Here is a 24860-nt window from a genome sequence, read left to right as displayed (position 1 = left end):
GGCGGGCGGCGTGGTGCTGATGGGCGCGGGCGATGTGCCGGGCGCCGTGACGCAGGCGGGCCTGCCAGTGCTGCGGGCGGCAGTTGAGCCGACAGGCGCCGTGCCGGAGGGGCCGCTGGTGGCGTTTGCGGGCATCGGGCGGCCGATCAAGTTCTTTGATGCGCTGACAGCCGCGGGCGCCGACCTCAGCGAAGCGGTCGGCTATGGCGACCATCATGTCTATTCAGCGGGCGAGCTGAAATTCCTGCACCGGCTGGCCGACAGCCATGGCGCGCGCCTGATCACGACGACGAAGGACCATGTGCGCCTGCCGCAGGAAGAACAGCAGCGCGTGCTTGCCTTTCCAGTCGCGGCCCGCTTTGAAGAGGCGAGCGCGCTTGACGCGCTGCTGGCCCCGATCATCACATCTGCAAATACATGACCGACACGCCCCCCGCCTATGTCCGCCCGAAGGACATCGATAACCGCGCCTCGCTGTGGCAGCGGATACAGTGGCGGCTGGAGACGATTGCCTGGGACGTTATCTATTGGTGGCCGATGAAACTGCTGGGGCCGGACAGGGCGTCTGACTTTGGCGGCTGGCTGATGACCAAGATCGGCCCGCGCCTGTCACAGCACAAGACCACGGTGCGCAACCTGAAGCTGGCCTTCCCCGACTGGAGCGAAGACAAGATCAACCGCACCGCGCTGGCCGCGTGGGAGAGCGCCGGGCGCACGGCGGGCGAACTGCCCCACCTGCCCGCCATCGACCCCTATACGAGCGGGCGCGTCGACGTGGTCGGCGTCGAGCGGCTGGATGCGATCAATGCCAGCGGCAAGGGGGCGGTGTTCATTTCCGGCCATTTCGCCAATTGGGAAATCATGCCGGCGGCGATCTGCAAGCGCATCCCGCACGCGGTGATGACCTACCGGGCCCTGAACAATCCGCATATCGACCGGCGCATCAACAAGTTGCGCCACGATTATGGCACGGGCACCGCCGCGCCGAAGGGCATTGGCACGCGCGAGCTGATGCGGGCGCTGGCGCGCGGCGCGCCGATTGCCCTGATGAACGACCAGAAATTCCGCGAAGGCGTCGCCGCGCCCTTTTTCGGCCATGAGGCGATGACGGCGCAGGGGCCGACGCGGCTGGCGCTGAAATATGGCGCGCCGATCGTGCCGGTCTCGACCGTACGCACCGGCCCGGCCCGGTTCCGGGTGGAAATCCACGAGCCTTTCATTCCCGAAGACACCGGCGACACCGAGGCCGACATCCTGAGGTGCGTGGAGCGGATCAACACATTCCTCGAAGCCTGCGTCCGCGCCCAGCCCGGCCAGTGGTTCTGGCAACACCGCCGTTGGCCGAAAGAGGCATGGCGCGACGCGGGCGTGATCTAGGGGGCTGACGGGCGATCGCGGATGTGGAGGCTGACGGAAGCCAATTCCAGTGTCCAAAAGTCGTCATCGACTGAACATGGGCAAATGACTGCTTACGCAGCAAATTTGAGACGTTGCAGAGCGACAGGTTCGTGAATCCAAATTGTACAATTTTCAAGACGACTACCTGGGACCCTGCGCTTCGCGAGGGCCGCGACCTTGTCGTCGCCTCGCAGCGGCGCATCCGCGAATATCGAAGACCGGTTCGCATTCATCTGACATTACGCGAATATTTTTTGCGATGCTTTATTTATCAACAACCAGGAGCCCTGGCGCCAGCCTGTTAGGCGCCAGTAGAGTCGCAACAAGCACAACGCCCGACGAAAATCCCTTTCGGCTAGCTGGTGTCGGACAAGATAGGGCAGCGGTTCAGCGATGCAGGCGATGGCCTCGCGTCGCGCACCTAGCCCAGCCAGAGCCGCGCTTAGGTCATTCAGAATTCCCGGCGCTGCAATAAGCTCATCAAGTCCATAGCGGCAGCCCAGCATGCGGCTGAGAATGAGCTGATCCATTGCACCGAGCGGGGCGTCGGGGGCCTGACGCACTCCATCCCGCACCGCACGGAGCGCGTCCGGCCAGAGCTTCTTCCGCGCTGCGATTGTCGCTTTTTGAAAATATGCTTGCCGTCGCTCCAGAGCGTCTCCCGGCTCCGAGGACGCCGGTCTGCTAACGAGTTCGCCCATGGCGACATCAGGCAGGAGTTCGCGCAGCAATTCGGTGTCGGCAGCGCTCCAGCGCGCATTGCGAGTATCGGCAGCGTAGCGGATATCGGCGGGTCCGCGTGGTCCATCATGTTGGCGTTGGAAAAGGGTAACGCCTTCTACTCGCGTCGCGGTCCACCGACGGGCCAAGAGAAGCAATACGGCATAGTCCTCGGAGATAACTTTGTCTTCCGGCAAAGGGAAGATGGCGTCATAGCACGAGCGGCGCACCAACACGCAGGGCTGGCCCGTAATGAAACAGTCTTCCATGACGTGAATAAAAAAAGACCGTTCATCCTCGGAAGGATAGGGATGCGTCTGCTCAAAACGCATCGCGCCAGTCTCCGGGTCCTCCCGGAACTTCTGCAGCGCCCCGTAGCTAATCGCCGTTGATGGATCCGCAGCGAAGGGAGACACCAGCTTTTCTAGTGCATCTGCTGGGGCAAGATCATCATCATCCATGATCCAGACAAGATCACCATGTACTAGGCGAAGACCTGTATTGATCGCGGCATTCTTGCCGCCATTCTCCCGACGAATATAGCGAACTCTGTTGCCGAATTTTGCGACGACCGCTTCGGTATCATCGCTGGATCCATCATCCACGACCACGATTTCTGCAATTGGATAGGATTGGCTGAGTACAGACTCAAGACTGGACTTGATCAAGCCAGATCGATTGAATGTGGGCAAGATCACGGAGACGCTTGGTAAGCTTATTGTTGCCGACTGGGTCAACGATTGGTCTTTCCTGTGGAAGTTTGATCGTCTCTTCGAGCAAGAACAATGCCGCGCCAGACAAGGTTGACGGGGCACGAATTTCGCAGAACAACTCGGAGGGCAGTTCAGTTACTAGAGGATGCAAGCAGAGTGACCCCCGACTCCATTGATGTTGAACGAACCGATGTCACCATCATTGTAGCTCCGCGCGAACGGTTCGAGCAAGCGACCATGTCGCTGCAGGCCTGCTTTGATACAGCTGACCTGCCTTTCCGCATGATCTATGTCGATGGAGGCTCGCCGAAAGCGATCGCTGACGAACTGAAGGATGAAGTGGAGAAGCGTGATCACGTCTACATCCGCCGTCCCGGTTACATCACCCCGAACGACGCCCGCAACACCGCCCTTCCCATGGTGGATACCAAGTATGTTGTCTTTATCGACAACGATGTCGCCTTCGCTCCGGGCTGGTTGTCCACCTTGGTAAAATGTGCTGAAGAAACCGGCGCTGGCTTGGTCGCACCAACAATTCTTGTCGGACCGGAAGCCCTAATTCCGGATCTAAAGGTTCATCATGCAGGCAGCATTGTTCAGCTGACCGACACAGGTCATGGCCGGGATATGTACCGCCACCACTGCTTTGAACATGAACAATATCTGGAGTGCAAAAGCGATCTTGTCCGCAAGGAAACCGATGCCACCGAATTTCATGTCGTGCTTGCCCGACGCGAACTGCTGGAGCAGATTGGTCCGTTCGATCCCAATCTGGTAGGCTTCACTGATGAGATCGACGTGGCCTTCAAAGCCCACGAGCAGGGATGGTCAATATGGTTTGAGCCAGCCTCCGTAGTCGTCTATGCTGTTGCCAAGAAATTCACCTGGCGGGAAATTCCCTATTTTTGCCTGCGCTGGAATTCCGCACGCTGTATAAACGCGGAACGATACTTCTACAAGAAATGGAACCTTGTTCCAGAATTCCGGCGTCAAAGAAATTTTCTGCGCGACCATCGTCGTCACGTCTTCCCCTTCAAAAAAATGCAGAGAGTAATAGGCTGGCGGGCGACCGTCACTCTGACGACATTAATCTGTGAAACGATCGCCTTTGCGGCTTCAATCCGCTTCCTTAAGCCCGACAATTCGCCACTTCCCATATCATCCGCCGTCGCAAAGTCGGTATAGGGGCATTGTCAGGAAACCTGGGCTTGAGGCGGCCGTTTCTGCTGTCGAGCCTCAAAAAAAGGACTGAGCCGGCACAGCCGACACTTGTGTAACGCCACATCTTAGCTGGGGTCCCGAACACAATGACTAGCGGGATATCCGAGCAAGCGGGAGCCGTCGTGGATGTTTCTCGCGTGATCTAGCGGGCGTATGTCCGCAAGGCCTCACGACACGCCGAGCAGTTTGCCGAGTTGCGCGCGGCGGCGGGCGGCGTCGGCTTGGGTCTTGCCGAGGACGAAACCGGTCAGGGTGGAATTGGATGGCGGTTCGGGATGGCGGGCGCCATCGATCAGGCGGACGGGCACATACCAGCCATCATCAATGGGGCCGCCGATGGCGCGCGCCAATTGCCTTATATTCAGTGAGCTGTTGAAGCTGGCAGCTTGCGACACCGGCAGGCCGGACCGCTTTGTGGCCGAGCCGTGCAGCATGACCTGGGCGGTCGACCCCTGGATCCTGAAATTCGGATCGAACACGATCAGGCGGCCGGTGGTCGTAAGGCCGATATCGAGACCGGCGACACCGCGGAAGCCGAGGGCGCGCGCCGCTTCGCCGACTTTCCTGGCCAGAGCAATGGCGGCCTTGGGAAAGGGATTGGCCGGATCAATCGAACTGCCGGACTGGTGGCCCGGCTGGCTGAACAGTTGTTCCGCCGCGCCGGCATAGCGCACGCCGGTATCGGACAGGACAAGCGAGACGCACCAGCAGGAGACGACGTCCATGTCGTTTTCGACGATCACGTCGCTGGCGTCTCCGAGCGCCTTGAGGCTGTCAAAGGCGGCGCGGAATTCCGCCTCGGTCGTGCAGTGGCGGACGGCATAGCCGATTCCGGTGGCCTCGGACGTGCCCGATTTGAGGAAGACCGGACCATCGAATGTGTACGCAGCGGGATCGTCGAGCGGGACGATGCGGCGATCCGGCAGGTGTTTTGCCGGAACGATGTCGGCGAGGTTTTTCTTGTTGTTGAGCTGGCGCCACAGGTCACGCGAGACGAGTTGGGCCTTCTTGGGATAGGTCGCGACGGGAAGCGGATAGGGCCAGGCGAGCTTGTAGCCTTCCTCGATCAGTTCCTTCGTGCGGCGCTTGGCCTGAGCGGCGGTTTCGAAGGTGCGCATGTCTTCGTCGACATGCAGGCCGGCGCGTTCGAGGACAGCGAGGCCTTCATCCGTGACGCCGCAAATGTGGCGGACGGTCGGCATGCCGTTGAGCAGGCCGAGGAGGACATTGGTCACACTGTCGAGCGCGAAGGGGGTGAACCCGATCATGCGCGTCTGGCGCAGGTCCGTGCGGGCGGCAAAGGCGACGCCCGGCTCGAATAGCGGCATCAGCGGGACGAGGGATTTGGTGCGGGTGGCGAGCTGGGTCATAGGAAGGCCTCGATGCCTTTGGCCAACAGCCGTGTCCTTGGCGTCGGGGTACCGTCTGATGTGGGATAGGTCGGGGTCTTGTTGGCATCGAGCAGGATTGGCAGGCCATCGTGCACGACATAGTCGAACTTGCCGAAATCGAACTTCATCTGCTTGCGCAGCGCGATCAGTTCAGCCGGCACCTCATCGAGGAATTCGCTGCGGACCACCGAGGCGGCCTTGACCATCGGGTCGGTGGACAGGCTGCGATAGGCATAGCCCTGGTTGCCAAAGAATATCCATCCGCGCACGCAATAGAGGCCGTCTTCGGAATATTCGGGCAGGAATTTTTCGACCAGAAGGTCCTGATCATTCCAGACCCAGTTCGGCACGTCATTGAGGGATGGCAGGACGGGATAGTGCTTTTCCGGGAGCATCCGGGCCCAGCGCCAGGAATGGCGCGCCAAGCGCTTGCGCGCGCGTGAGACGAGGTCGGCTTTGGCCTCGCCGCCATCCTGCAGGCCGAAATGATTGAGATCGGACTTGATGATGACCGGGCCGGTCCAGTCGGACTGCGGGGTTAGCTGAAGTGTCGAGAACAGGCGCTTGGAAATGTCGAGCACGTCGCCATTGAGCGATTTTGCCCCGTTTGGCGCCACCGGAATCCCGTCCTTGCTCAATCGCGTCTTGTCATGGTGAAGAATGCACAATTGGGCGTCATCGGCGTATTCGCGGGCGAATTCGACGTCCAGGCCCTGCTCGCGCCATGCCTTGGACAGGAGCGAGATGGCGTAATAGTCCGGCACCTCGGATGTCAGGTGGGATATACTGATTTTCGGTGCGCTCATTGTGACTGAACCGCCCTTTTTGCCAAGATTGGCACTTTGCCGTGCAAGGGCTGTGCCTTTTCCGAACACAAGCGGGCATGGGGCCGGGGGCGTGGCCATCTTCGTCGATGGATGCCGGGTGCCAGGCCTGCTGCGGCGACCGGCCCTGAATGTGATGTTGACGTGCGGAATGGAGCAGACCACACCAGTCGACATGATTTGCTTTGGTTCCAGGAAACATTGCACGGCGTCCTGTGACCGGCCCCTCCAAGAAACGCCGCGCCAAGGAAGAATTGACCAGCCATGACACGCCGAATCCTGACGAGCCTTGCAACATTGATCCTGGTGGGCTGCGTCTCCGCGCCGGTGACGGCGGCGGCAGACCCGGTGGATGTGGACAAGGCCGTCGAGATACTGGGCGCGTCGGTGGCGTTCGATACGGTGGCGGGGCGCGGCAAGGTGCCGGCCTATGCCGAATACCTGAAGGGTGAACTGGTCGCGGGCGGTTTCGCCGAGGCGGACGTGACGGTCGAACCCTTCGGCGAGACATCGAATCTGGTGGCCACCTATCACGGCAAGAGCACTGGCGCGCCGATCGTGCTGAACGCCCATATGGATGTGGTCGAGGCCGATCCGGCCGACTGGGTGCGCGACCCGTTCAAGATGGAGACCGACGGGACCTATTTCTACGGACGCGGCGTTCTGGACAACAAGTATGGCCTGACCATGCTGGTCACCACGCTGATGCGCCTGAAACGCGAGGGCTTCGTACCGGCGCACGACATCATCCTTGTCCTGACAGGCGACGAGGAGACCGCGCAGGTGACGGCAGCCGACCTCGCGCCACGCTTCAAGGGCGCGCGCATGGTGCTGAATTCCGATGCCGGCGGCGGCACGCTCGGCGATGATGGCACACCGCGCTATTACAGCATCCAGGCGGGCGAGAAGACCTATGCCGACTACGAGATCGTCATCACCAATCCCGGCGGGCATTCCAGCCGCCCAACCGGCAGCAATGCGATTGTCGACATGGCCGGCGTTCTCGAACGCATCGGCGCCTATGAATTCCCGGTCCAGACGAGTGACGTGACGCTCGGCTATTTCCGTGAGACCGCCAAGCAGACGCCCGGCGACCTCGGGGAGGCCATGGCCCGTTTCGCGGAGAATCCCGCCGATTCTGCGGCCGCTGCCCGCCTGTCCAAGGAGCCTGAATATATCGGCCAGATCCGTACGACCTGCGTCGCCACGATGATCAATGGTGGCCATGCGCAAAATGCCCTGCCTCAGCATGTTTCGGCCAACGTCAATTGCCGTATCTTTCCCGGTGTCTCGCCGGAATCGATCCTGCAGAAGCTGCAGGATATCGCCGGTACGGGGGCGACCGTGAGCCAGCCCATCGCCGGCCATTCAAGCGACTCCTCACCGCTCGACCCGATCCTGATAGCCGCCGTCCGCAAGGCCGTCGACGAGCAGGCGCCCGGGCTTGTGATCATCCCGCAAATGTCCGCCGGTGCGACGGACAGCCTGTTCTTCCGCGCCGAAGGCATTCCGAGTTATGGCGTGTCGGGGCTCTTCATGAAGCCGTCCGACGATTATGCGCATGGCCTGAACGAGCGCGTGCCCGCGGACTCGATCCCTAGCGCGCTTGAGCACTGGCACACACTGCTGACCGAACTGGCCGGCTAGGTCTCGACGTCTGCCTCGAGGTCTTCGGCCTGCACGGCCTGGTCCTTGAGCTTGAGGAAATTGGCAAGCGGCGCGATCGTCCAGCCCTGAGCGATGAGCGACACCACGACGATGACGAAGACGCCGTTGAAAAATTCGATGGTCACCGGTCCCGGCGTGATGACGGGATAGATGGCCAGCAGGACCGGAACCGCGCCGCGCAGGCCGACCCAGCTGAGGAACACGTTCTCGCGCACCGAGAAGCCCATCCAGCCGATGCTGACCATGACCGCGAGCGGCCGCGCCACGAACATGAGCACCGCAGCAATGGCAAGCGCCGGCCAGATGTCCTCAAGCAGCTGGCTGGGCGCCACCAGCAGGCCGAGCATCAGGAACAGCGCCATCTGGCTGATCCATTGCAGCGCCTCGTTGAAGTTCAGGATATTGTCGAGGGGCCGTATCAGGCGGTTCCGGATCACGATGCCGACAATGTAGACGGCCAGGAATCCGCTGCCACCCAGCAGCGCGACGGCGGCATAGATGGCCAGCGCCCCGGACAGCGCCATGGCGGGATAGGTGCCATTGGGGAGCGCCATGCGGTCGATGATGAGGGTCAGGACCCGGCCGCCGAAAATGCCGCCGATCAGGCCGATGCCGATCTGGCTGACGAGGAATATCAGGAACCCGCCGACTTCCTGCAGGGATTCCGGTGGCCCGCCATTGACCACGGCGGTGAGCGACACAACGAGGAAAATGGCCATCGGATCGTTGAGGCCGGATTCCAGCACGAGCGTATTCTTCACGCGCTCACTGATGCCCGCCTTGCTTTGCTGGATGAGCAGGAAGGTTGCAGCCGCATCGGTCGACGCCACCGTCGCGCCGAGCAGCAGGCCGACAACCGGGGGCATGCCGAGGACAAAGCTTGCGAACAGGCCGACAATCAGCGCCGTCACGAGGACGCCGAGTGTCGCCATCATGACGGAGGAGTTGCGCGCGTTATGGAACATGCCTCGCTCTGTCTCGAGGCCACCCGCGAACAGGATGATGGCAAGCGCGAAGCTGCCAAGGTCAAAGCCGGTCTGGAAGCTGTAAAATCTTATGCCGCCCGGGCCGTCGACGCCGAGGAGCATGCCGACAACGAGCACGATCAAAAGGATGGGCGCTCCCGATCTCCGGGCGAGCGGCATGAGCGCAAACGTGGCGAACACAACCACGCTCGAGAGAAAGATCACCAATTCCATTTCTTTCCCTTCAACGACACGTCGACCACGATCGAACGTGCATCCAGTTCCCGGCGCGATGTCGGTCAGCGCCTGCCTTGAACCGGACAGGTTCGCGAAAGTGTTGAGCGCGCTTCAATATCGCTCGGTTACAGAGCGACAGCGTGAATCAGCCATATGGATGTTACCCCTACGCTTTCAACACAAATGCACTAGGTTGGAAATAAGAGGGAGGATGGTTGAATGCACTATGGCGAAATTATTTCACTTCTAGCGCTGGGATTCGGTGCGGTGCTGGGGACGGCGGCACTGCTTTCTCCGGCCTGGGCTTCGGGGATCGTGCGGCTGGTGGCGGAGCCGGATCCGGAGAAGCCGGGCGGGTATTCGGAATTCCGGGCGACATTCGGCGGCCTGTTCATGTTTTCGCACCTGATGACGGCGGCCTTGCTGCTGACCGTGTCACGGAGTGACGTGAACCTGTTGAGCGTACTGGTCGTATTGCCTTTGGCAGCGGGCTGGGTGGGCGCAGCGTTCGGGCGGACCGTGTCGCTGGTGCTGGATCGCGAGGAGAACCGGTCAAACGGGATGATCCCTGTGTGGATAATGATGGAATTCCTTGTCGGACTTGCTATTGCAGCCCCTATCCTGCACTTTTTGTAGGACCAAACGGAAAGACAGACACATGACGGAGCGTCGAGAGACGGGCCGCTCGCGCCAGGCAAAGCCCGGTTCGCGCCCCCAGAACACCCCGAAAAAAAGCACGGACAAAACCCGGAAACCGACCGGACAGAGCCCGAAGACACTGGCCGAGCCCGATTGGAGCGAAGGCGAGCGTATCGCGAAATACCTGGCCCGTGCCGGTATTGCGTCACGGCGCGAAGTCGAGCGGATGATCGAGGCGGGCGACGTCGTCGTGAACGGCGTGAAGCTGACATCGCCAGCGTTCAAGGTGACCGGTCGCGAGACCATCAAGGTGGGCCGCAACATTGTCAGCGCCCCGGAGCCAACGCGCCTGTGGCGCTATCACAAGCCGTCGGGCCTGATCAGCACGAATCATGACCCTGAAGGCCGCAGGACGATCTTTGACGAGTTCCCGAAGTCCCTGCCCCGCGTCGTGACGGTCGGACGCCTCGACCTGACCACAGAAGGCCTGCTGCTGCTGACCAATGACGGTGAGCTGGCCCGGGCCCTGGAACTGCCGAAGAACGCGCTGGAGCGAACCTATCGCGTGCGCGCGCAAGGCACAGTGACCGACTACAAGATTGCCGACCTGGCTGCGGGCATGACAGTGGACGGCGTCGACTATGCCCCGATCACGGCCGTGTTCGACCGCGAGAACGGTGCCAATTCCTGGCTGACGGTGACGCTGACCGAAGGCAAGAAGCGCGAAGTACGCCGGGCGCTCGAGGCCGTGAACCTGATGGTGAACCGCCTGATCCGTATCAATTACGGCCCCTTCGAACTGGGCGACCTGCGCCCCGGTGCGGTGGAAGAGGTGCCGCCCGAACTGATGCTGGAGGCGGTCGGTACGATGATCGCGGAAGCCAACCGGCCCCAGCCGGACGCGCCGAAACGTCCTGCACCTGCCGCCAAGTCACGCCTTGGCACGCGGTCCGGTTCAGCTAGGCTTGGCGACAGGAAACGCAGACCCAAAAAATAAAACCGGAGACCACCATGGCCGATACCGCGCTTGCCACCCCGCCCGAGACCAAGATGGATCCGGGCCGGACAATGAGTGCGGCGGCGGCCGCGACGTGTAACCAGATCGTCGATCCGGCCGTTTATGCGAACCAGCCCGTGCTGGACGCGGCCTTTGCCAAATTGCGGGCGGACGACCCGCTGGCCTGGTGTGAGCCCGAATCCTTTCGTCCATTCTGGGCGGTGACCAAGCATGCCGACATCATGGAAGTGAGCCGCCAGAACAAGCTGTTCACGAATGGCGAGCGGGAAATGCTGTCCTACAAGCAGGCCGAAGAAGGCATTTATGCCCAGTTCGGCCAGCCACACCTGTTGAAGACACTGGTCCAGCTGGACGACCCGATGCACTTCAAGCTGCGCCACCTGACGCAGGAATGGTTCATGCCGCAGAACGTGAAGAAGCGTGAGGATGGCGTGCGGGCGATTGCCAAGCAATTTGTCGACCGGATGGAAGACCTGGGCGGCGAATGCGACTTCCAGAACGATATCGCCCTGCACTATCCGCTGCGGGTCATCATGCAGATCCTGGGCGTACCGGAATCCGATGAACCGATGATGCTGAAACTGACGCAGGAGATTTTCGGCGCGCAGGACGAAGATCTCAATCGTAACAAGCGCTCGCTGGAAGACGGCGATGTGACATCCGGGCTCGCCTCGATCCAGGCGACACTGGCCGAGTTCTTCATGTACTTCACGGCAATCACTGCAGATCGTCGCGCCAATCCGCGCGATGACGTGTCGACCGTGATCGCCAACGGCATGGTGGACGGCGAGCCGATCGGCCAGCTGGAAGCGATGAGCTATTACATCATTACCGCGGCAGCCGGGCATGACACGACCAGCGCCTCGACGGGCGGCGGCGTGCTGGCCATGCTGCAAGACAGGGCGCAGCTGAAAAAGATGATGGATGACCCGAAAGGCATGGCCCGCACCGCTGTCGACGAAGCGATCCGCTGGACGACACCGGTGAAGCATTTCATGCGTACGGCGCACGCCGACTACGAGATGCGCGGCAAGACAGTGAAAGAAGGCGAGAGCCTGCTGCTTTGCTATCCGTCCGGCAACCGCGACGAGGAGGTTTTCGAGGATCCGTTCCAGTTCAAGGTCGACCGCAACCCGAACAAGCTGATCTCGTTCGGCCATGGCGGGCACATGTGCCTGGGCATGCATCTCGCCCGTCTGGAAATGCAGATCATCTATGAAGAGCTGTTCAGCCGCATCAAGTCGATCGAACTGGCAGGCGACCCGACCTTCATCAAGGCCAATTTCGTGGGAGGACCGAAGTCCATTCCCGTACGCTACAAATTCTAGGAGATCACCATGGGCTTTCAGAACGTCACCGAGACTTACCAGGTCGAACATGCACCTGCAGCGCCCCGCCACACGCCGGTGTCCGATCTCAAACCGCCCGTCGACCTGACCTCCCCGACGGTCTTTTCAGACAATGGCGGCTACACGTTCGAGGCGTTTGCGACGATGCGCGAGAAAGCGCCGGTGATGTGGCATCCTGAAGAATATGGCGCCGGATTTTGGGCTGTCACATCCTACGAACTGGTCAAGAAGATCGAACTGGATCCCGAAACCTATTCCTCCCAAAAAGGTGGAATACTGATGAATTACGGCATGGAAGGCACGCCGCGCCATCCATTGCTGCACTCATCCTCCCTGAACTCGCTCATCAATCTCGACCGGCCCTACCACACGCCCTTGCGGATGGAGCACATGGCGTACTTTCGCGCTGACTTCGTGGCCGAGCTGCGCAAGCGCGTCTCTGCCTATGTCGACGTACTGCTCGACAGTATGGTGAAGCAGGGCCAGGTCGTCGACATGGTTGAACTGTTCTCAGCCGAGCTGCCCCTGTTCACATTGTGCGAAATCCTCGGCGTGCCAGCGGCTGACCGGTCGAAGCTGGTTCACTGGATGCACTTCCTGGAAACATCGCAATACCAGGCCCAGCAAGAGGGCCTCGGCAATGTCAGCATGGAACAGATGACTGCCTTCCTGAACGAGATCCAGGCGATGTTCGAATATGGCCGGCACCTGTTGGCCGAACGCCGGAAGAACCCGCAGCCCGACTTGTTGAGCGCCATCGCCAATGTCGAGATTGACGGCAAGCCGCTGTCGCCGGAATTCCTGGATGGCTCGTGGCTGTTGATCGTGTTCGCGGGGAACGACACGACCCGGAACTCGCTGACCGGCACGATGAAGCTGCTGACCGAGAACCCGGACCAGAAGAAAAAGCTGCAGTCAGATGACAGCCTGTTCCCTAACTTCGTGCACGAGTCGATCCGCATGGTGAGCCCGGTGACCTATATGCGCCGCACGGCGACGAAGGAGACCGAACTCGGCGGCCAGGGCATTGGCGAAGGCGAGAAACTGGTCATGTATTATGCTGCCGCCAATCGTGACCCGGCGAAGTTCGACAATCCGGACACGTATGACATTACCCGCGCCAATGCGAAGGAACATCTGGCGTTCGGGCACGGGCCACACGTCTGCCTTGGCCAGCGCGTGGCCAACATGCAACTGGAAGCTGCCTATCGCCGAATTCTCGGTCGCTTCCCGGACATTGCCTGGACAGGGGAGCAGGAAATTGCCCCGAACAATTTCGTCCACGCGATTTCGAAACTGATGGTCGACATGGGCAAACCGGCATGAGCGCGCTTGTTACACGGGAAGACAGAGACGGGCTGGCGCTTCTGACGCTGAACCGTCCGGACAAGCTGAATTCGCTGACGGTGGGCATGTTTCGTGAATTGCGCGCGCATGTCATCGACCTGAAAAAGGACGAGTCGATCGGCTGTGTCGTCCTGCGCGGGGCCGGCCGGTGCTTTTCAGCCGGCCATGACCTTGGCGACATCGCCGAAGGCGAGAAAGTGCCCTCCCCCGGCTGGCATTCCGAGACGCTGCGTATGCTGGAGACACTGCCCCAGCCGGTCATCGCGGCGGTGCACGGCCATTGCTATACGGGCGCACTGGAAGTGGCGCTGGCAGCGGATTTCATCATCGCTGCGGACAATGCCAAGTTTGGCGACACGCACGCGAAATGGGCGCTGACCCCGATCTGGGGCATGAGCCAGCGCCTGCCCCGGCGCGTCGGCATCGCAACCGCCAAGCGGCTGATGTTCACAGCAGAAATGATCAATGCGGCCGAGGCCCTTCGGATCGGGCTGACCGAGCAGGTTGTGCCGGCGGCGGAGTTCGATGATTCGATTGAGGCCATGGCGCGCCAGATCCTTGCAAACTCGCCCTTCTCGCACGCTGCCAACAAGCGGTTGCTGGAAGCAACAGATGCGCGCGGCATGGATTCCGGCCTACAATGGGAAATCCTCAAGAATGAGGGGGTCGGGCCTGACATGCAGGCGCGAATCGGCGCCTTCATGCGCAAAGACTAAGGGGACGCAGACCATGGACTACCTGATCAAGCGCGATGACCTTCGTGACTGCCACTGGGCCGATGCCCCTGTCACCGACCTGGCCAAGGGCATGGCGCGGCTGCGCGTCGATGCCTTCGCGCTGACAGCGAACAACGTGACCTATGCGACGTTCGGCGAGGCGATGGAATATTGGAAATTCTTCCCGGCCAGTTCGCCTGAATACGGGCGCGTGCCTGTCTGGGGCTTTGCGACAGTTATCGAGTCCAAGGCAGCGGGCGTTGAAACCGGCAACCGCGTCTATGGCTACCTGCCGATCTCGGACACGTTCGATGTGCAGCCTGCTCGCGTCGGCAAGGAAAGCTTCATGGATGGCGCCGCTCACCGGCAGGGCCTCGCCCCAATCTACAATACCTATATCCAGACTGCCGCCGATCCGACTTATGACCCGGCCTTCGAGGCACAGCAGATGCTGTTCCGGCCCCTGTTCACGACCGGCTGGATGATTGACGACTGCCTGATGGAAACCGGCGATCCGGTGCCCGAGACGGTCGTGATTTCAAGCGCATCGTCGAAGACGGCCATGGCGCTGGCGCATTGCCTGAAGGAACGCGGCGTTGTCGAGGCGGTTGCGCTGACGTCACCGGGAAATGTTGCCTATGTCGAAGGCACGGGGCTGTACGCGCGCACGCAGACCTATGACCAGGTCGACACCATGCACGCACGCGGCTTGACCGCCTTTGTCGATTTCCTGGGTCGTCCATCGCTGACAGCGGATGTGCACAATGCCCTGAAAGACCGCCTGGTGCGCAGCCTTGTCATCGGTGTGACAGACTGGGAAGGCAACCGCGCGCCGATCAGCCTGCCTGACCCGCAGCCGGAATTCTTCTTCGTTCCGACCTATGCAGCGGAGCGCGCCAAGGCGCTGGGGGCAGACGTCCTGAACAAAAAGCTCGGCGCATCGCTCACATCCTTCTACCGCGCGTCATCGGCTTTCGTGACTCCGCAGGAAGCGTCCGGCATGGATGCCATCGACACGGCGTGGCACGATACGATCGAAGGCAAGGTCAGCCCGGCGACAGGCCTTGTACTCAGTTTCTGACGCGCCTCAGGGGCGACGGGAAAGCCTGAATTCGGTGCGGGCGTTGCGGCCCCAGGCCTCATAGGTTTCCGCCGTGTCCAGCGGCACGCTCTCGCCGTAACCGACAGCCGTCAGCTGGTCGATCGATACGCCCTTGTCCAGCAGGTAGCGGCGAACCGCGTCGGCGCGCTTTTGCGACAGGACCTGATTATATTCGTTCGATCCGCGGGAATCGGTGTGGGAGCCTATCTCGACGGCATATTCGTCGCAGAGCATGGCAATCCCGGCGACGGTATCCAGAAGGCCCGTGCTCACCGGTGAAATGTCGCCGCGATTGGTCGGAAACTGAATCTTCTGGCCGTCCATGGCCTGGTTCAGCGCCTGCTGGCAGGTATCCTGCGAAATGACGCCCTGGGCGAGAGCTGCGACGCTTTCGCCGGGACCACGTTCACCGCTTTCGACGCCAATGCCATCGACGACCAAAGTGATCTCGGTGGACCCGACGGGATCGTCCTGCAGGGCGGCGGTTCCGATTTCGAGGGCACGCCGCTTGGCCTCGGCATCCGGCGCCAGGCCTGTCAGCGTTGCGACGTTCTCACGTGCGACGAGCCCCATCCATGGGTAACCTGCGGCTGTGAAAGCGGTCTCGATGCCGCCGACCCACCCGGTTGACGACCGCGTCACGCGCTCGACGATCTGCGGCTGGGGCGCTGCGGCGGCGGTGAACTTGCCGTTTTCGAAGATATACATGCCTTCGGCAATGGTGATGCATTCGCTGCCATTGCTGGTCGAGGCGTCGACGGTGGCGGCGATGTCAGCCGTCTCGTCGCCGCCGCAAGCTGCAAGGCCGATCAGGGTCGTTGCAGCAAGGACGCGACATAGCGAGGCGTGGAAATTTTGCATGCCCAATTTTCAATCCTTTGCCGCGCAATGTCAAAATGCTTCGCGGATTAGGCGAGGGCGATGCACGTTCCGGGCCAGAATCGTGTCCCTGGCCTAGTTCAGGCTTTTGTAGACGCGCCCGCCCTTCATCACGAAATCCACCGATTCCAGCTCGGTGACCGTTTTCAGCGGATCGGCTGTCATCGCGACGAGATCGGCATATTTGCCTGCCTCCAGCGTGCCGATGTCGGCGTCCATTTCGAGATGTTTCGAGGCGATCACCGTGGCGGCGCGGATGGCTTCTTCCGGCGTGAAGCCGGCCTCGACCATGAGGGCGAACTCTTTCGCGTTGTCGCCATGGCGCGAGACGCCGGTATCGGTGCCGAAGGCGACATTCACGCCGCCTTCATGCGCCCGGCGAAGCATGTCGAGCATGAGCGGGCCGACAATGGCCGCTTTCTTGCGCGAGGCTTCCGGCAGCCAGGGCTCGTTGGTCCAGCCGGTGACGGTGACGCCAGCGAGGACGGTCGGGACGAGCGTGGCGTCGTGGTCCCTGAACAGCGCGATCGTCGCGTCATCGAGATAGGTGCCGTGCTCGATGGAATCGATGCCGGCGCGCAGGGCGGCATCAATTCCGGCCTTGCCATGGGCGTGACCTGTGACCTGGCGCCCCATTGCATGGGCGGACTCGACGATGGAACTGAGCTCGTCATTGGTGAATTGCTGTTCGAGACCGGCGGATGTGTTGGACAGGACGCCGCCGGTGGCCGTGATCTTGATGACGTCGGCCCCTTCCTTGACCTGCTGGCGCACGGCCCGGCGGCAATCATCGGCGCCATTGCAGATATTGGTACCGGTGAAGAGTTTCATGACCGGCGAGGAATAGCCGTTCACATCGCCATGACCGCCGGTGATGGAGATCGCCTGCCCGGCCGCACGCATGCGCGGCCCCGGCACGGCGCCGCGGGCGATGGCATCGCGCAGGCCGAAGACCGAGTCATTGGAGCCGCCGACATCCTGCACCGTGGTGAAACCGGCCTCGAGCGTCTTGAGGGCGAAGGCCGCGCCGTCGAAGGCGGTATCAACGGAGGAATCGGTAAACTCCTTGAGGCGGCCTTCGGGGCCGTTCTCGCTGGTGATGTGGACGTGGCTGTCGATCAGACCGGGCACGACATAGGCGGACTTGAGGTCGATGACCGGCACGCCCTTCTTGCCGGACTTGTAGCCCGGCTGGATGGACACGATGCGTCCGTCTTTCACGTTGATCGTCTGCTGCGTGAGATAGCCTTCACCCGGCACGGCGAGGACGTGACCCGCGTGGATCGTCGCGTCCTGCGCACTGGCGACACCCGCCGCGACGATGCAGGCGGTGGAGACGGCTAAGGATTTCAGAAGCGCGTTTTTCATGGGTAAGGCCTTTCTCAGGGTTTCAGGATCATTTTCATGGCGCCGTTCTCGCGGGCGTCGAACATGCGGTAGGCTTCGGCCCCTTCGGACAGGGGCATGTGGTGGGTGACGGTTCGCTCGGGGCGCAGCTTGCCGGCCTGGACGAGCGGGACCAGTTCGGGCCATTGGGCCGGGACCGAGCAGGTGCCTGTCCGGAAGGTGAGGCCCTTGATGAAGGCCAGCGCCATCGGGAACTTAAAGTCCATGGTCTGGTTGACGCCGATGCAGGACACGGTGCCCGCATTGCGTGCGAGTTTCATCGACAGGTGAATGGCGGCGTCGGCGCCAACGCATTCGACGACGCTGTCGCACATATGGCCTGACGTGAGTTCGGCAATCTGGTCACGCGCCTCAGCTGCGTCGAACGCGGTGGCGCCGATCTCTTCGGCGAGTTGGCGGCGTTCGGGCACGAGGTCGACCGCGAAGACGCGGGCGGCGCCCATCAGGAACGCGCCCTCAACGGCCATGAGGCCGATCGGGCCGCACCCGACGACCGCCACCGTGCTGCCGGGCTTGATGTCGGCATTCTTCAGGCCGAACCAGGCCGTGGGGAGATTGTCTGTCAGAAGGACCGCCTGGTCTTCGGTGACGCCGTCCGGAATTTTGGCGAGGCCGAAATCCGCGACCGGGACCATCGTATATTCTGCCTGCACACCCTGCAGTTTGGGGCCGAGCCCGTAGCATCGCGCGCCCGCTGTTTCGCACTGCGTGACATTACCCGCCATGCAGGACGGGCAGGATCCGCAGCCGACAGCGGCCGAGATCATCACCCGGTCGCCTGACTTGAATCGCGACACAGCGCTGCCGATCTCGATGACTTCGCCGACGGCTTCATGGCCGACGCAATAGCCGTTGGTCTCGGAAAACCCGTGGCCCTGATAGATGTGGAGGTCAGACCCGCAGATACCGCAGGCCGTGATTTTCACGATGGCGCTGCGGATGTCTTCCGGCTCTGGCACCGGCGCGTCGTCAAAGACGATGTCGCGCGCACCGCGATAGAGGAGACCTTTCATGAGGTGCTGTCCTTGGCGAGTGTGATGGGATCAGGCCGGCAGCTTGTCAGCCGGATAGTGCGGGTAGCTGGCCTTGAGAACACCGTGATTGAGTAGTGTTTCCGCGACCTGTCTCGTGCCTGTGGAATCGAAGATGCGCGTGCGGATCCAGTAATTCTCGGCGCGGCGGCTGGCTGAGAGCGCAACGACCTCACGGCGCAGGATATAGTCTTCGTCGACAAAGAGCGGACCGTCGATCATGCGCATTTCGAGATCGGCGAAGAGGCCGATGGAGGGATGTTTGACCGGCCAGTTGGCCATGCCGCCGGTATAGTTGGCGAGCACGCTGACCATTTCGAGCGGCATGACCGGGCGGCCCCAGGGCGATGCCTTGGCGTCGCTGTACCAGTCGCTCGGTTCTGTGATGACAGCCAGCTTCTGCGCCAGGCTGAACGGGTAAAGATTGCCCATGTTCTGGTCGGCGCCCATGCGGACGTGCTCGTCCTTGTCGGTCTTCAAACCGACTTTCATGTCTGCGAGGATAACGAGATCATCGGCGGGGCGGAGCTTGGCCATGCGCGCTTCGAGCAGCGTCTCGCCATGGTCCGGGCCGAGCGTGGCGCTGGCTTCCAGCACAGGCGTGCCGTCTTCCTTCTCGGCCCAGCATTTGGCGCGGGTTGCGCCGGGTGCCGGGCGTTCGACAAAGGCGCGGACCTTCTCGCCTTCGAACACCATGTTCAGGAAGTGCACCGACAGGCAGCCGCGCTCGAACCAGTCCTTGCCCCATATGTCGTAGAGCATTGGCACGAATTGCTGGAAATGTGTCGGGCCTTCAATCGGGCCCGCCTTGATGCCAAGGCGCTCGGCTCGGCGTCGTCATGCAGCGACTTGTGACCGCCATAGGATTGTTCCTGCAGCATCTGTGCGGGAGCGCGAAGCGGGCCTGTCAGTATTTCGCTCATGTCATCTTCCTTTCGGTGAATAGTGTCATCTTCCCCGGCATGCGTCACCTTCCAAGCCTCGCGCCGCTAGTCCTGTGCGCCGCCCGCATCAGTTGTCTCGGCATCGATGGCGCGCTGGACTGTCTTGTAGAATTCCCGCCGCGCATCGAACTCGCCATCCTTGTCGCCCAGCGCCGACGTCCAGCTGCTGTTTGACGCGATCACCAGCTTGCGCGCCGGGTCGATAAAGATGCCCTGCCCGAATATGCCGTCGCCCTGGAATGAACCGTCATCCCATGTCCACCATTGGTAGCCATAGCCCTCGCCGGGTGTGCCGTATTCGACCTGCTTGCGCGTCGCGTCGTCCAGCCAACCCGTCGGCAGAACCGGCTCGCCGCCTGCCATGCCGCCATCGAGGATGAACTGACCAAAGCGGGCAAAATCGCGCACCGACGCCTGAATGCAGCACCCGCTGATCTCATGGTCATCCGTACCGAGCAGCCAGGATGCGTCCTGCTGCATGCCATAGGGCCGCCAGATTTTCTCCGACAGGTAATCGGCCAATTGCTTGCCGGTCGCACGGCTGACGAGCACACCAATCAGATTGGTCTCGCCCGTGGAATAGTGCCAGACCTCACCCGGCGGATGCGCGTGCGCCAGCGTCGCCATATAGGTCGCGACCGCGCTTTTCCCGGGTTCGACCACCTGTGTATCGAAACGCGCAACGTCGGATTCCGGATCATCATAATCCTCGTGACACGCGATGCCGGATGGCATGGTCAACAATTGCGCAACCGTGACGCCATCATAGGCCGACCCGCGCAGCTCCTCGATATAATCCGCCACCGGATCATCAATACTCTTGATCGCACCATCCGCGACGGCGGCGCCAACCAGAGTCGAGGTCAGCGACTTGGCAACAGAGAAACTGGTCCACCGGCCGTCTGGCTGAAAGCGCAGCCCGTAGCGCTCAAGCCGCACCTCGCCATCCTGCACCACGACCAGCCCTGCCGTCCGGTTCGCAGCCAGATACGCATCCATGTCCATGTCGAGGACCAGCGGAGCACCTTCCGGCAGCGGATGTACGTCATCACCCGCCGCAACCGGGCGCGACTTGATGATGAACGGCACGCGATCCAGCATGCGGAAGCCTGCGTCGCGCTGATCCAGGCTCCAGAACAGGATATCCCGGCCATAGGGCTGATGGCCGACGAAGGCGCGCCAGTCCGGCCCGATCAGGCCCCAGCCTATTGCTCCGGCCACGCCGAGCGCTGCAATGCCGATGCCCAAGCGCCGCATGATTCCCAATGTCTATGCCCCCATCATCTTTTTGTACGAATGGGACCTATCCCGGCATGCCCGCCTTGCGAGCGTACTGAGCCGCAAACTGCGCCAGCGGGACGACCCGATCGGCGTTCGATTCCGCATTGGCGCTGTTGGCTGTGCCGTCGCGCACGCGTCCGACAATACCCTGAAGGATGCCGGCGAGGCGGAAGGCGTTGTAGGCAAAGTAATAGTCGAGCTCCGGCAGACCATCGCGGCCTGTATGCGCGCAATACATCGCGACATATTCCTCCATGGTCGGAATGCCCCATGCCTTGAGGTCCGGAATCGCGGACAGGGATCCCCGGCTCGCATCACCCTGTGGCATGACCCAGTTCATCAGGTGATAGGAGAAATCGGCCAGCGGATCGCCGAGCGTCGAGAGTTCCCAGTCGAGAACAGCGATCACTTTCGGTTCGGTCGGATGGAGCACCATGTTGTCGAGGCGGTAATCGCCGTGGACGATGGTCGTCTTGTCACCCGGCGGGATGTTCTTGGGCAGCCATTCGATCAGCTGTTCCATCTCAGGAATGTGCATCGTTTCCGATGCCTTGTACTGCTTGGTCCAGCGGTGAACCTGGCGGGCAACATAATCGCCTTCCTTGCCGAAGCCTTCGAGGCCAGCCTTCTTCCAGTCGACATTGTGCAGGTCGGCAAGGGTCTTGATCTTTGCTTCATAGATCTTGTGGCGCATGACCGGCTCATAGTCAGGCAGGGTGCCGTCCCAAAGAATACGGCCTTCGACCATGTCCATGACATAGAAAATCGTGCCGACGACACTTTCGTCCATGCACAGGCCATAAGGGCGTGCGACCGGGTAACCGAGGGGGTAGAGCGCGTTGATGACGCGGAATTCGCGATCGACAGCATGCGCGCTGGGCAGGAGATTGCCGGGCGGCTTGCGGCGCATGACGTATTTCTTCTTCGGCGTGACCAGCTGGTACGTCGGATTGGACTGGCCACCCTTGAACTGGCGGACTTCCAGCGGGCCTTCATAGCCTTCGACATTGGCTTCCATCCAGGCGGCCAGATTCGCCTCATCGAACTTGTGGGAGTCCACTACGGATTTGGTGCCTGTGAACAGGTCCTGTGCAGTTTCTGTCTCTGCCATGGGGTCGCTCTCGTTTCTGTTATTTCCTCTACGATACCATAGCGGGCCGCTGCCCGGTGCCAAGACCTGCCGTAACGTCGCCACAATTTCGAGGCAGATTTGACGGGATGACAAGATTGATCGCGATTTGCACCCTGTTCCTGCTTGCCGCTGCGCCAGCGCATGCCAAGAACATCAATGCGTCGGGCGCTGTACGGGCAGACCTGCTCAACCGGGCGCTTGAAGCGCAGAAAATTCATGCAAAACAGACCAAGGATACCGGTCGCCTCGTAATCGTCGATTATTCCCGTCACTCAAAAGAAAAACGCCTGTTTGTCGTGAATCTTGAGACCGGCGATGTGACGGGATTTCGCGCGGCGCACGGACGTGGCTCCGACACGGATCATGACGGCTTTCTCGACCGGTTTTCCGACGAGCCTGGATCAAACGCGAGCCCGGAAGGGGCGCTGGTCATTGCGGAAGAATATAGAGGCAAGCACGGCCTGAGCCTGCGCCTCGACGGGCTCGACGAGACGGACAAGTCGTCGCGCGACCGGGCTATCGTGATCCACGCTGCCGATTATGCCGAGCCGGACTTCCTGTCCCGCTTTGGCAAGTTGGGCCGCTCCAATGGCTGTATCGTCTTTTCGAAGGCCGACCTGAAACGCTTCCTCGCGGAAGTGCCCAAGGGCACGCTCATGTTTGTGAGCCGCTAGTCCGGCTTCAACGCCCGCCAGCCGATGTCGCGGCGGCAGAAGCCTTCCGGCCAGTCGATACGGTCCACACCCGCATAGGCGCGGGAGATGGCCTCTTCGAGGGTTGATCCTGAGGCCGTGACGTTGAGCACGCGCCCGCCCATGGCGACAAGCGCACCCTCTGAATCGCGATCCGTGCCGGCCTGGAATACTGTCACACCGGGCAAATTGTTCGCTTCGACCATGCCATTGATCACGGAGCCCTGGACGTAACTGCCCGGATAGCCCGAATTGGCGAGCACGACTGTGGCGGTCGGATCAAACCGCTCAAGTTCCAGCAGGGATTCGAACGCGTCCTCATTTCCCAACAAGCCGCCGGTCGCCGAGGCGAGAATGGCGGGGACAATATCGCCTGCGAGCCCCTTCATCAGGACCTGGCATTCCGGGTCTCCGAAGCGGGCATTGAACTCGACGACCTTTGGCCCCTCGTTCGTGACCATGACGCCAACATAGAGGACGCCCTGATAGGGCATGCCGTCGGCCGCCATGCCTGCCAGCATCGGCTCCACGATCTCGGCCTTGATGCGGTCCATCACGGCCTGCGTCACGACCGGTGCCGGGGCATAGGCGCCCATGCCGCCGGTATTGGGGCCGGTATCGCCGTCACCGACACGCTTGTGATCCTGGGCGGCAGGCAGGTAGACCGCGCCCTGGCCATCGGTGATGACGAAGATGCTGGCTTCCTCGCCCTGCATGAATTCCTCGATGATCAGGGTCGCTGACGCCTCGCCGAACTTGCCGGACAGCATATCGTCAACTTCCGCGTCGGCCTGTTCAAGGCTGTCGGCGATGACCACACCCTTGCCCGCCGCCAGTCCGTCGGCTTTCAGCACATAGGGCGCTTCCATCGTGCGCAGGAACGCCTTGGCGAGGCTGGGCGTCGTGAACTCGCCATAAGCGGCGGTCGGAATGCCATAGGCTTTCATCCGGCCCTTGGAGAAGGCTTTGGAGGATTCCAGCTGGGCGGCGAGGCGGCTCGGGCCGAACACGTCGAAGCCGCGTGCGCGTAGGATATCGGCGAGCCCGAGCGCAAGCGGTGCTTCCGGGCCAATGACCACGAGATCGGGCTCGACCTGCAGCGTCAGCTTGATGAGATTGTCGATATCATCAACGGCGACATCGAAACACGGGCCGATGACGTTCATGCCGGGATTGCCGGGCGTGGACTGGACCAGGTCCACCAAGGGCGACTGGTCGATCTTCCAGGCGAGGGCATGTTCGCGCCCGCCGGAACCAATGAGGAGGATGTTCATGGGATTTGGCCCCTCGCCTGCTGCTTTCCAGTCGCTATAAAGGCTGGATGTCCGACTCGCCAGTCTCCAATGACCATGCCGTTTCCGTCTCGGAGCTCGCTGCGAGCCTGAAACGGACGATTGAATCGAATTTCGACCATGTCGTGGTGCGCGGTGAACTGGGCCGTGTGACCATAGCCCGGTCCGGCCACATGTATGCCGACATCAAGGACGAGAAGGCGGTCTTGAATACGATCATGTGGAAGGGGCAGGTCGACAAGCTGCCCTTCCGGCCGGAAGAAGGCCTTGAAGTGATCGCGACCGGTCGCCTGTCGATCTATGAGGGCCGCTCGAACTACCAGCTAATCGCCAGCTCCATGCGGCCTGCGGGCGCCGGAGCGCTGATGCAGCTGCTGGAGGAGCGCAAGAAGAAACTGGCCGCCGAGGGCCTGTTCGAGGCGCATCACAAGAAGAAACTGCCCTATTTGCCAGCCACGATCGGTGTGATTACGAGCCCGACCGGCGCTGTGATCCGGGACATCCTGCACCGTATCCAGGACCGCTTCCCGGTGCGCGTGATCGTGTGGCCCGCACTTGTGCAGGGCGATGCGGCGGCGGCGCAGGTGACAGCGGGCATCAAGGGGTTCAACGCGATGACCGGCAATGACCGGCCCGACGTGCTGATTGTCGCGCGCGGCGGCGGATCGATTGAAGACCTCTGGCCGTTCAATGAGGAGATCGTGGTTCGCGCTGCCTTTGAAAGCGAAATCCCGCTGATTTCCGCCGTCGGGCACGAAACAGACACAACGCTGATCGACTATGTGTCGGCGCGCAGCGAACTGTTGCTGAACATTGAAGAAAATGCCGGACGCCTGAAGCGCGCCCTGGCGCGGCGGACGGCGCGGTCGCGCGATGCCCTGCGCGCCGCACGCA

Annotated in this window: 23 protein-coding genes; 12 read left to right on the top strand and 11 right to left on the bottom strand. The window is 61.6% G+C overall.

Annotated elements, in window-relative coordinates; translation table 11 throughout:
• Both AADA04_RS03970 and AADA04_RS03965 read left to right on the top strand, forming a co-directional pair.
• Window positions 1-421 (top strand): tetraacyldisaccharide 4'-kinase (locus tag AADA04_RS03970; RefSeq protein ID WP_340691942.1); only part of this gene is annotated, 421 nt, incomplete at its 5' end.
• Window positions 418-1377, top strand: coding sequence for a lysophospholipid acyltransferase family protein (locus AADA04_RS03965; protein WP_340691941.1), 960 nt, complete (start codon window positions 418-420; stop codon window positions 1375-1377). The genes AADA04_RS03970 and AADA04_RS03965, both read left to right, overlap by 4 nt.
• A 260-nt stretch (window positions 1378-1637) precedes the next feature.
• Here the strand turns inward: AADA04_RS03965 and AADA04_RS03960 are convergent, their stop codons facing one another.
• Complete coding sequence (locus tag AADA04_RS03960) at window positions 1638-2816, bottom strand: glycosyltransferase family 2 protein (protein ID WP_340691943.1); 1179 nt, start codon at window positions 2814-2816, stop codon at window positions 1638-1640.
• Between the two features lie 171 nt (window positions 2817-2987).
• On the opposite strand from AADA04_RS03960, the gene AADA04_RS03955 reads away from it, so the two are divergent.
• Window positions 2988-4016 carry a glycosyltransferase gene (locus AADA04_RS03955; protein ID WP_340691940.1) on the top strand — a complete coding sequence of 343 codons (1029 nt, stop codon included), beginning with the start codon at window positions 2988-2990 and terminating at the stop codon, window positions 4014-4016.
• Window positions 4017-4219: 203 nt separating this feature from the next.
• On the opposite strand, the gene AADA04_RS03950 is transcribed toward AADA04_RS03955, so the two are convergent.
• Together AADA04_RS03950 and AADA04_RS03945 are read right to left on the bottom strand one after the other, a co-directional pair.
• Window positions 4220-5422 carry a hypothetical protein gene (locus AADA04_RS03950; RefSeq protein WP_340691939.1) on the bottom strand — a complete coding sequence of 401 codons (1203 nt, stop codon included), beginning with the start codon at window positions 5420-5422 and terminating at the stop codon, window positions 4220-4222.
• Window positions 5419-6249 (bottom strand): hypothetical protein, encoded by an 831-nt coding sequence (locus AADA04_RS03945; RefSeq protein WP_340691938.1) that lies wholly within the window; start codon window positions 6247-6249, stop codon window positions 5419-5421. The genes AADA04_RS03950 and AADA04_RS03945 overlap by 4 nt, the downstream gene beginning before the upstream one ends.
• A 282-nt stretch (window positions 6250-6531) precedes the next feature.
• On the opposite strand from AADA04_RS03945, the gene AADA04_RS03940 reads away from it, so the two are divergent.
• Window positions 6532-7914, top strand: a complete 1383-nt coding sequence (locus AADA04_RS03940; protein WP_340691937.1) for a M20/M25/M40 family metallo-hydrolase — start codon at window positions 6532-6534, stop codon at window positions 7912-7914.
• Here AADA04_RS03940 and AADA04_RS03935 read toward each other — a convergent pair.
• Window positions 7911-9134 carry a potassium/proton antiporter gene (locus AADA04_RS03935; protein ID WP_340691936.1) on the bottom strand — a complete coding sequence of 408 codons (1224 nt, stop codon included), beginning with the start codon at window positions 9132-9134 and terminating at the stop codon, window positions 7911-7913. The genes AADA04_RS03940 and AADA04_RS03935 overlap by 4 nt on opposite strands.
• A gap of 222 nt (window positions 9135-9356) precedes the next feature.
• Here AADA04_RS03935 and AADA04_RS03930 point away from each other — a divergent pair, with 222 nt between their 5' ends.
• Genes AADA04_RS03930 through AADA04_RS03905 form a run of 6 tightly spaced genes read left to right on the top strand, consistent with a single transcriptional unit; the run spans window position 9357 to window position 15287 of the window.
• A complete protein-coding gene (locus AADA04_RS03930; RefSeq protein WP_340691935.1) occupies window positions 9357-9773 on the top strand; it encodes a hypothetical protein in 417 nt (138 codons plus the stop codon).
• A 22-nt stretch (window positions 9774-9795) separates the two neighbouring features.
• Window positions 9796-10773, top strand: coding sequence for a pseudouridine synthase (locus tag AADA04_RS03925; RefSeq protein WP_340691934.1), 978 nt, complete (start codon window positions 9796-9798; stop codon window positions 10771-10773).
• Window positions 10774-10787: 14 nt separating this feature from the next.
• Window positions 10788-12122 (top strand): cytochrome P450, encoded by a 1335-nt coding sequence (locus tag AADA04_RS03920; protein WP_340691933.1) that lies wholly within the window; start codon window positions 10788-10790, stop codon window positions 12120-12122.
• A 9-nt stretch (window positions 12123-12131) separates the two neighbouring features.
• On the top strand, window positions 12132-13469 hold the full coding sequence (locus tag AADA04_RS03915; RefSeq protein WP_340691932.1) for a cytochrome P450: 1338 nt from the start codon (window positions 12132-12134) through the stop codon (window positions 13467-13469).
• The gene (locus AADA04_RS03910; protein WP_340691931.1) at window positions 13466-14206 is read left to right on the top strand and encodes an enoyl-CoA hydratase/isomerase family protein; all 741 of its coding nucleotides are present in this window, start codon (window positions 13466-13468) and stop codon (window positions 14204-14206) included. The genes AADA04_RS03915 and AADA04_RS03910 overlap by 4 nt, the downstream gene beginning before the upstream one ends.
• A gap of 13 nt (window positions 14207-14219) precedes the next feature.
• Window positions 14220-15287: a DUF2855 family protein gene (locus AADA04_RS03905; protein WP_340691930.1), complete on the top strand. Its 1068-nt coding sequence runs from the start codon at window positions 14220-14222 to the stop codon at window positions 15285-15287.
• Between the two features lie 6 nt (window positions 15288-15293).
• Here AADA04_RS03905 and AADA04_RS03900 read toward each other — a convergent pair whose 3' ends face one another.
• The 6 genes from AADA04_RS03900 to AADA04_RS03875 all read right to left on the bottom strand — a co-directional run bounded on the left by AADA04_RS03900 (window position 15294) and on the right by AADA04_RS03875 (window position 21961).
• Window positions 15294-16169, bottom strand: a complete 876-nt coding sequence (locus tag AADA04_RS03900; protein ID WP_340691929.1) for an OmpA family protein — start codon at window positions 16167-16169, stop codon at window positions 15294-15296.
• 93 nt (window positions 16170-16262) lie between these two features.
• Complete coding sequence (locus AADA04_RS03895) at window positions 16263-17555, bottom strand: amidohydrolase family protein (RefSeq protein WP_340691928.1); 1293 nt, start codon at window positions 17553-17555, stop codon at window positions 16263-16265.
• Window positions 17556-17569: 14 nt separating this feature from the next.
• Window positions 17570-18607 carry an alcohol dehydrogenase family protein gene (locus AADA04_RS03890; RefSeq protein ID WP_340691927.1) on the bottom strand — a complete coding sequence of 346 codons (1038 nt, stop codon included), beginning with the start codon at window positions 18605-18607 and terminating at the stop codon, window positions 17570-17572.
• Between the two features lie 30 nt (window positions 18608-18637).
• Entirely contained in the window at window positions 18638-19387 is a 750-nt protein-coding gene (locus AADA04_RS03885) for a hypothetical protein (protein WP_340691926.1), read from the bottom strand.
• A 227-nt stretch (window positions 19388-19614) separates the two neighbouring features.
• A complete protein-coding gene (locus AADA04_RS03880; protein WP_340691925.1) occupies window positions 19615-20826 on the bottom strand; it encodes a serine hydrolase in 1212 nt (403 codons plus the stop codon).
• A gap of 46 nt (window positions 20827-20872) precedes the next feature.
• Window positions 20873-21961 (bottom strand): phosphotransferase family protein, encoded by a 1089-nt coding sequence (locus tag AADA04_RS03875; RefSeq protein WP_340691924.1) that lies wholly within the window; start codon window positions 21959-21961, stop codon window positions 20873-20875.
• A gap of 107 nt (window positions 21962-22068) precedes the next feature.
• Here AADA04_RS03875 and AADA04_RS03870 point away from each other — a divergent pair, with 107 nt between their 5' ends.
• Window positions 22069-22656 (top strand): murein L,D-transpeptidase catalytic domain-containing protein, encoded by a 588-nt coding sequence (locus AADA04_RS03870; protein ID WP_340691923.1) that lies wholly within the window; start codon window positions 22069-22071, stop codon window positions 22654-22656.
• On the opposite strand, the gene purD is transcribed toward AADA04_RS03870, so the two are convergent.
• Complete coding sequence (purD, locus tag AADA04_RS03865; protein WP_340691922.1) at window positions 22653-23948, bottom strand: phosphoribosylamine--glycine ligase; 1296 nt, start codon at window positions 23946-23948, stop codon at window positions 22653-22655. The genes AADA04_RS03870 and purD overlap by 4 nt on opposite strands.
• Before the next feature lie 47 nt (window positions 23949-23995).
• Between purD and xseA the strand changes: the two genes are divergently transcribed.
• The coding region (xseA, locus tag AADA04_RS03860) for an exodeoxyribonuclease VII large subunit (RefSeq protein WP_340691921.1) at window positions 23996-24860 on the top strand (865 nt) is incomplete at its 3' end.

The organism is Hyphomonas sp. (assembly GCF_037969335.1).
Lineage (GTDB): Bacteria > Pseudomonadota > Alphaproteobacteria > Caulobacterales > Hyphomonadaceae > Hyphomonas.
This window is presented reverse-complemented; position numbering and strand designations above follow the sequence as displayed.

Excerpts from the sequence above, each read along its gene's own strand:
- AADA04_RS03950 (WP_340691939.1), bottom strand. The coding sequence starts at position 5,422 with ATGACCCAGCTCGCCACCCGCACCAAATCCCTCGTCCCGCTGATGCCG.
- AADA04_RS03935 (WP_340691936.1), bottom strand. The coding sequence starts at position 9,134 with ATGGAATTGGTGATCTTTCTCTCGAGCGTGGTTGTGTTCGCCACGTTT.
- AADA04_RS03905 (WP_340691930.1), top strand. The coding sequence starts at position 14,220 with ATGGACTACCTGATCAAGCGCGATGACCTTCGTGACTGCCACTGGGCC.
- AADA04_RS03895 (WP_340691928.1), bottom strand. The coding sequence starts at position 17,555 with ATGAAAAACGCGCTTCTGAAATCCTTAGCCGTCTCCACCGCCTGCATC.
- AADA04_RS03870 (WP_340691923.1), top strand. The coding sequence starts at position 22,069 with ATGACAAGATTGATCGCGATTTGCACCCTGTTCCTGCTTGCCGCTGCG.
- purD (WP_340691922.1), bottom strand. The coding sequence starts at position 23,948 with ATGAACATCCTCCTCATTGGTTCCGGCGGGCGCGAACATGCCCTCGCC.
- AADA04_RS03920 (WP_340691933.1), top strand. The coding sequence starts at position 10,788 with ATGGCCGATACCGCGCTTGCCACCCCGCCCGAGACCAAGATGGATCCG.
- AADA04_RS03945 (WP_340691938.1), bottom strand. The coding sequence starts at position 6,249 with ATGAGCGCACCGAAAATCAGTATATCCCACCTGACATCCGAGGTGCCG.
- AADA04_RS03875 (WP_340691924.1), bottom strand. The coding sequence starts at position 21,961 with ATGGCAGAGACAGAAACTGCACAGGACCTGTTCACAGGCACCAAATCC.
- AADA04_RS03965 (WP_340691941.1), top strand. The coding sequence starts at position 418 with ATGACCGACACGCCCCCCGCCTATGTCCGCCCGAAGGACATCGATAAC.
- AADA04_RS03940 (WP_340691937.1), top strand. The coding sequence starts at position 6,532 with ATGACACGCCGAATCCTGACGAGCCTTGCAACATTGATCCTGGTGGGC.
- AADA04_RS03925 (WP_340691934.1), top strand. The coding sequence starts at position 9,796 with ATGACGGAGCGTCGAGAGACGGGCCGCTCGCGCCAGGCAAAGCCCGGT.
- AADA04_RS03890 (WP_340691927.1), bottom strand. The coding sequence starts at position 18,607 with ATGAAAGGTCTCCTCTATCGCGGTGCGCGCGACATCGTCTTTGACGAC.
- AADA04_RS03880 (WP_340691925.1), bottom strand. The coding sequence starts at position 20,826 with ATGCGGCGCTTGGGCATCGGCATTGCAGCGCTCGGCGTGGCCGGAGCA.
- AADA04_RS03915 (WP_340691932.1), top strand. The coding sequence starts at position 12,132 with ATGGGCTTTCAGAACGTCACCGAGACTTACCAGGTCGAACATGCACCT.
- AADA04_RS03910 (WP_340691931.1), top strand. The coding sequence starts at position 13,466 with ATGAGCGCGCTTGTTACACGGGAAGACAGAGACGGGCTGGCGCTTCTG.
- AADA04_RS03900 (WP_340691929.1), bottom strand. The coding sequence starts at position 16,169 with ATGCAAAATTTCCACGCCTCGCTATGTCGCGTCCTTGCTGCAACGACC.
- AADA04_RS03885 (WP_340691926.1), bottom strand. The coding sequence starts at position 19,387 with ATGCTCTACGACATATGGGGCAAGGACTGGTTCGAGCGCGGCTGCCTG.
- AADA04_RS03930 (WP_340691935.1), top strand. The coding sequence starts at position 9,357 with ATGCACTATGGCGAAATTATTTCACTTCTAGCGCTGGGATTCGGTGCG.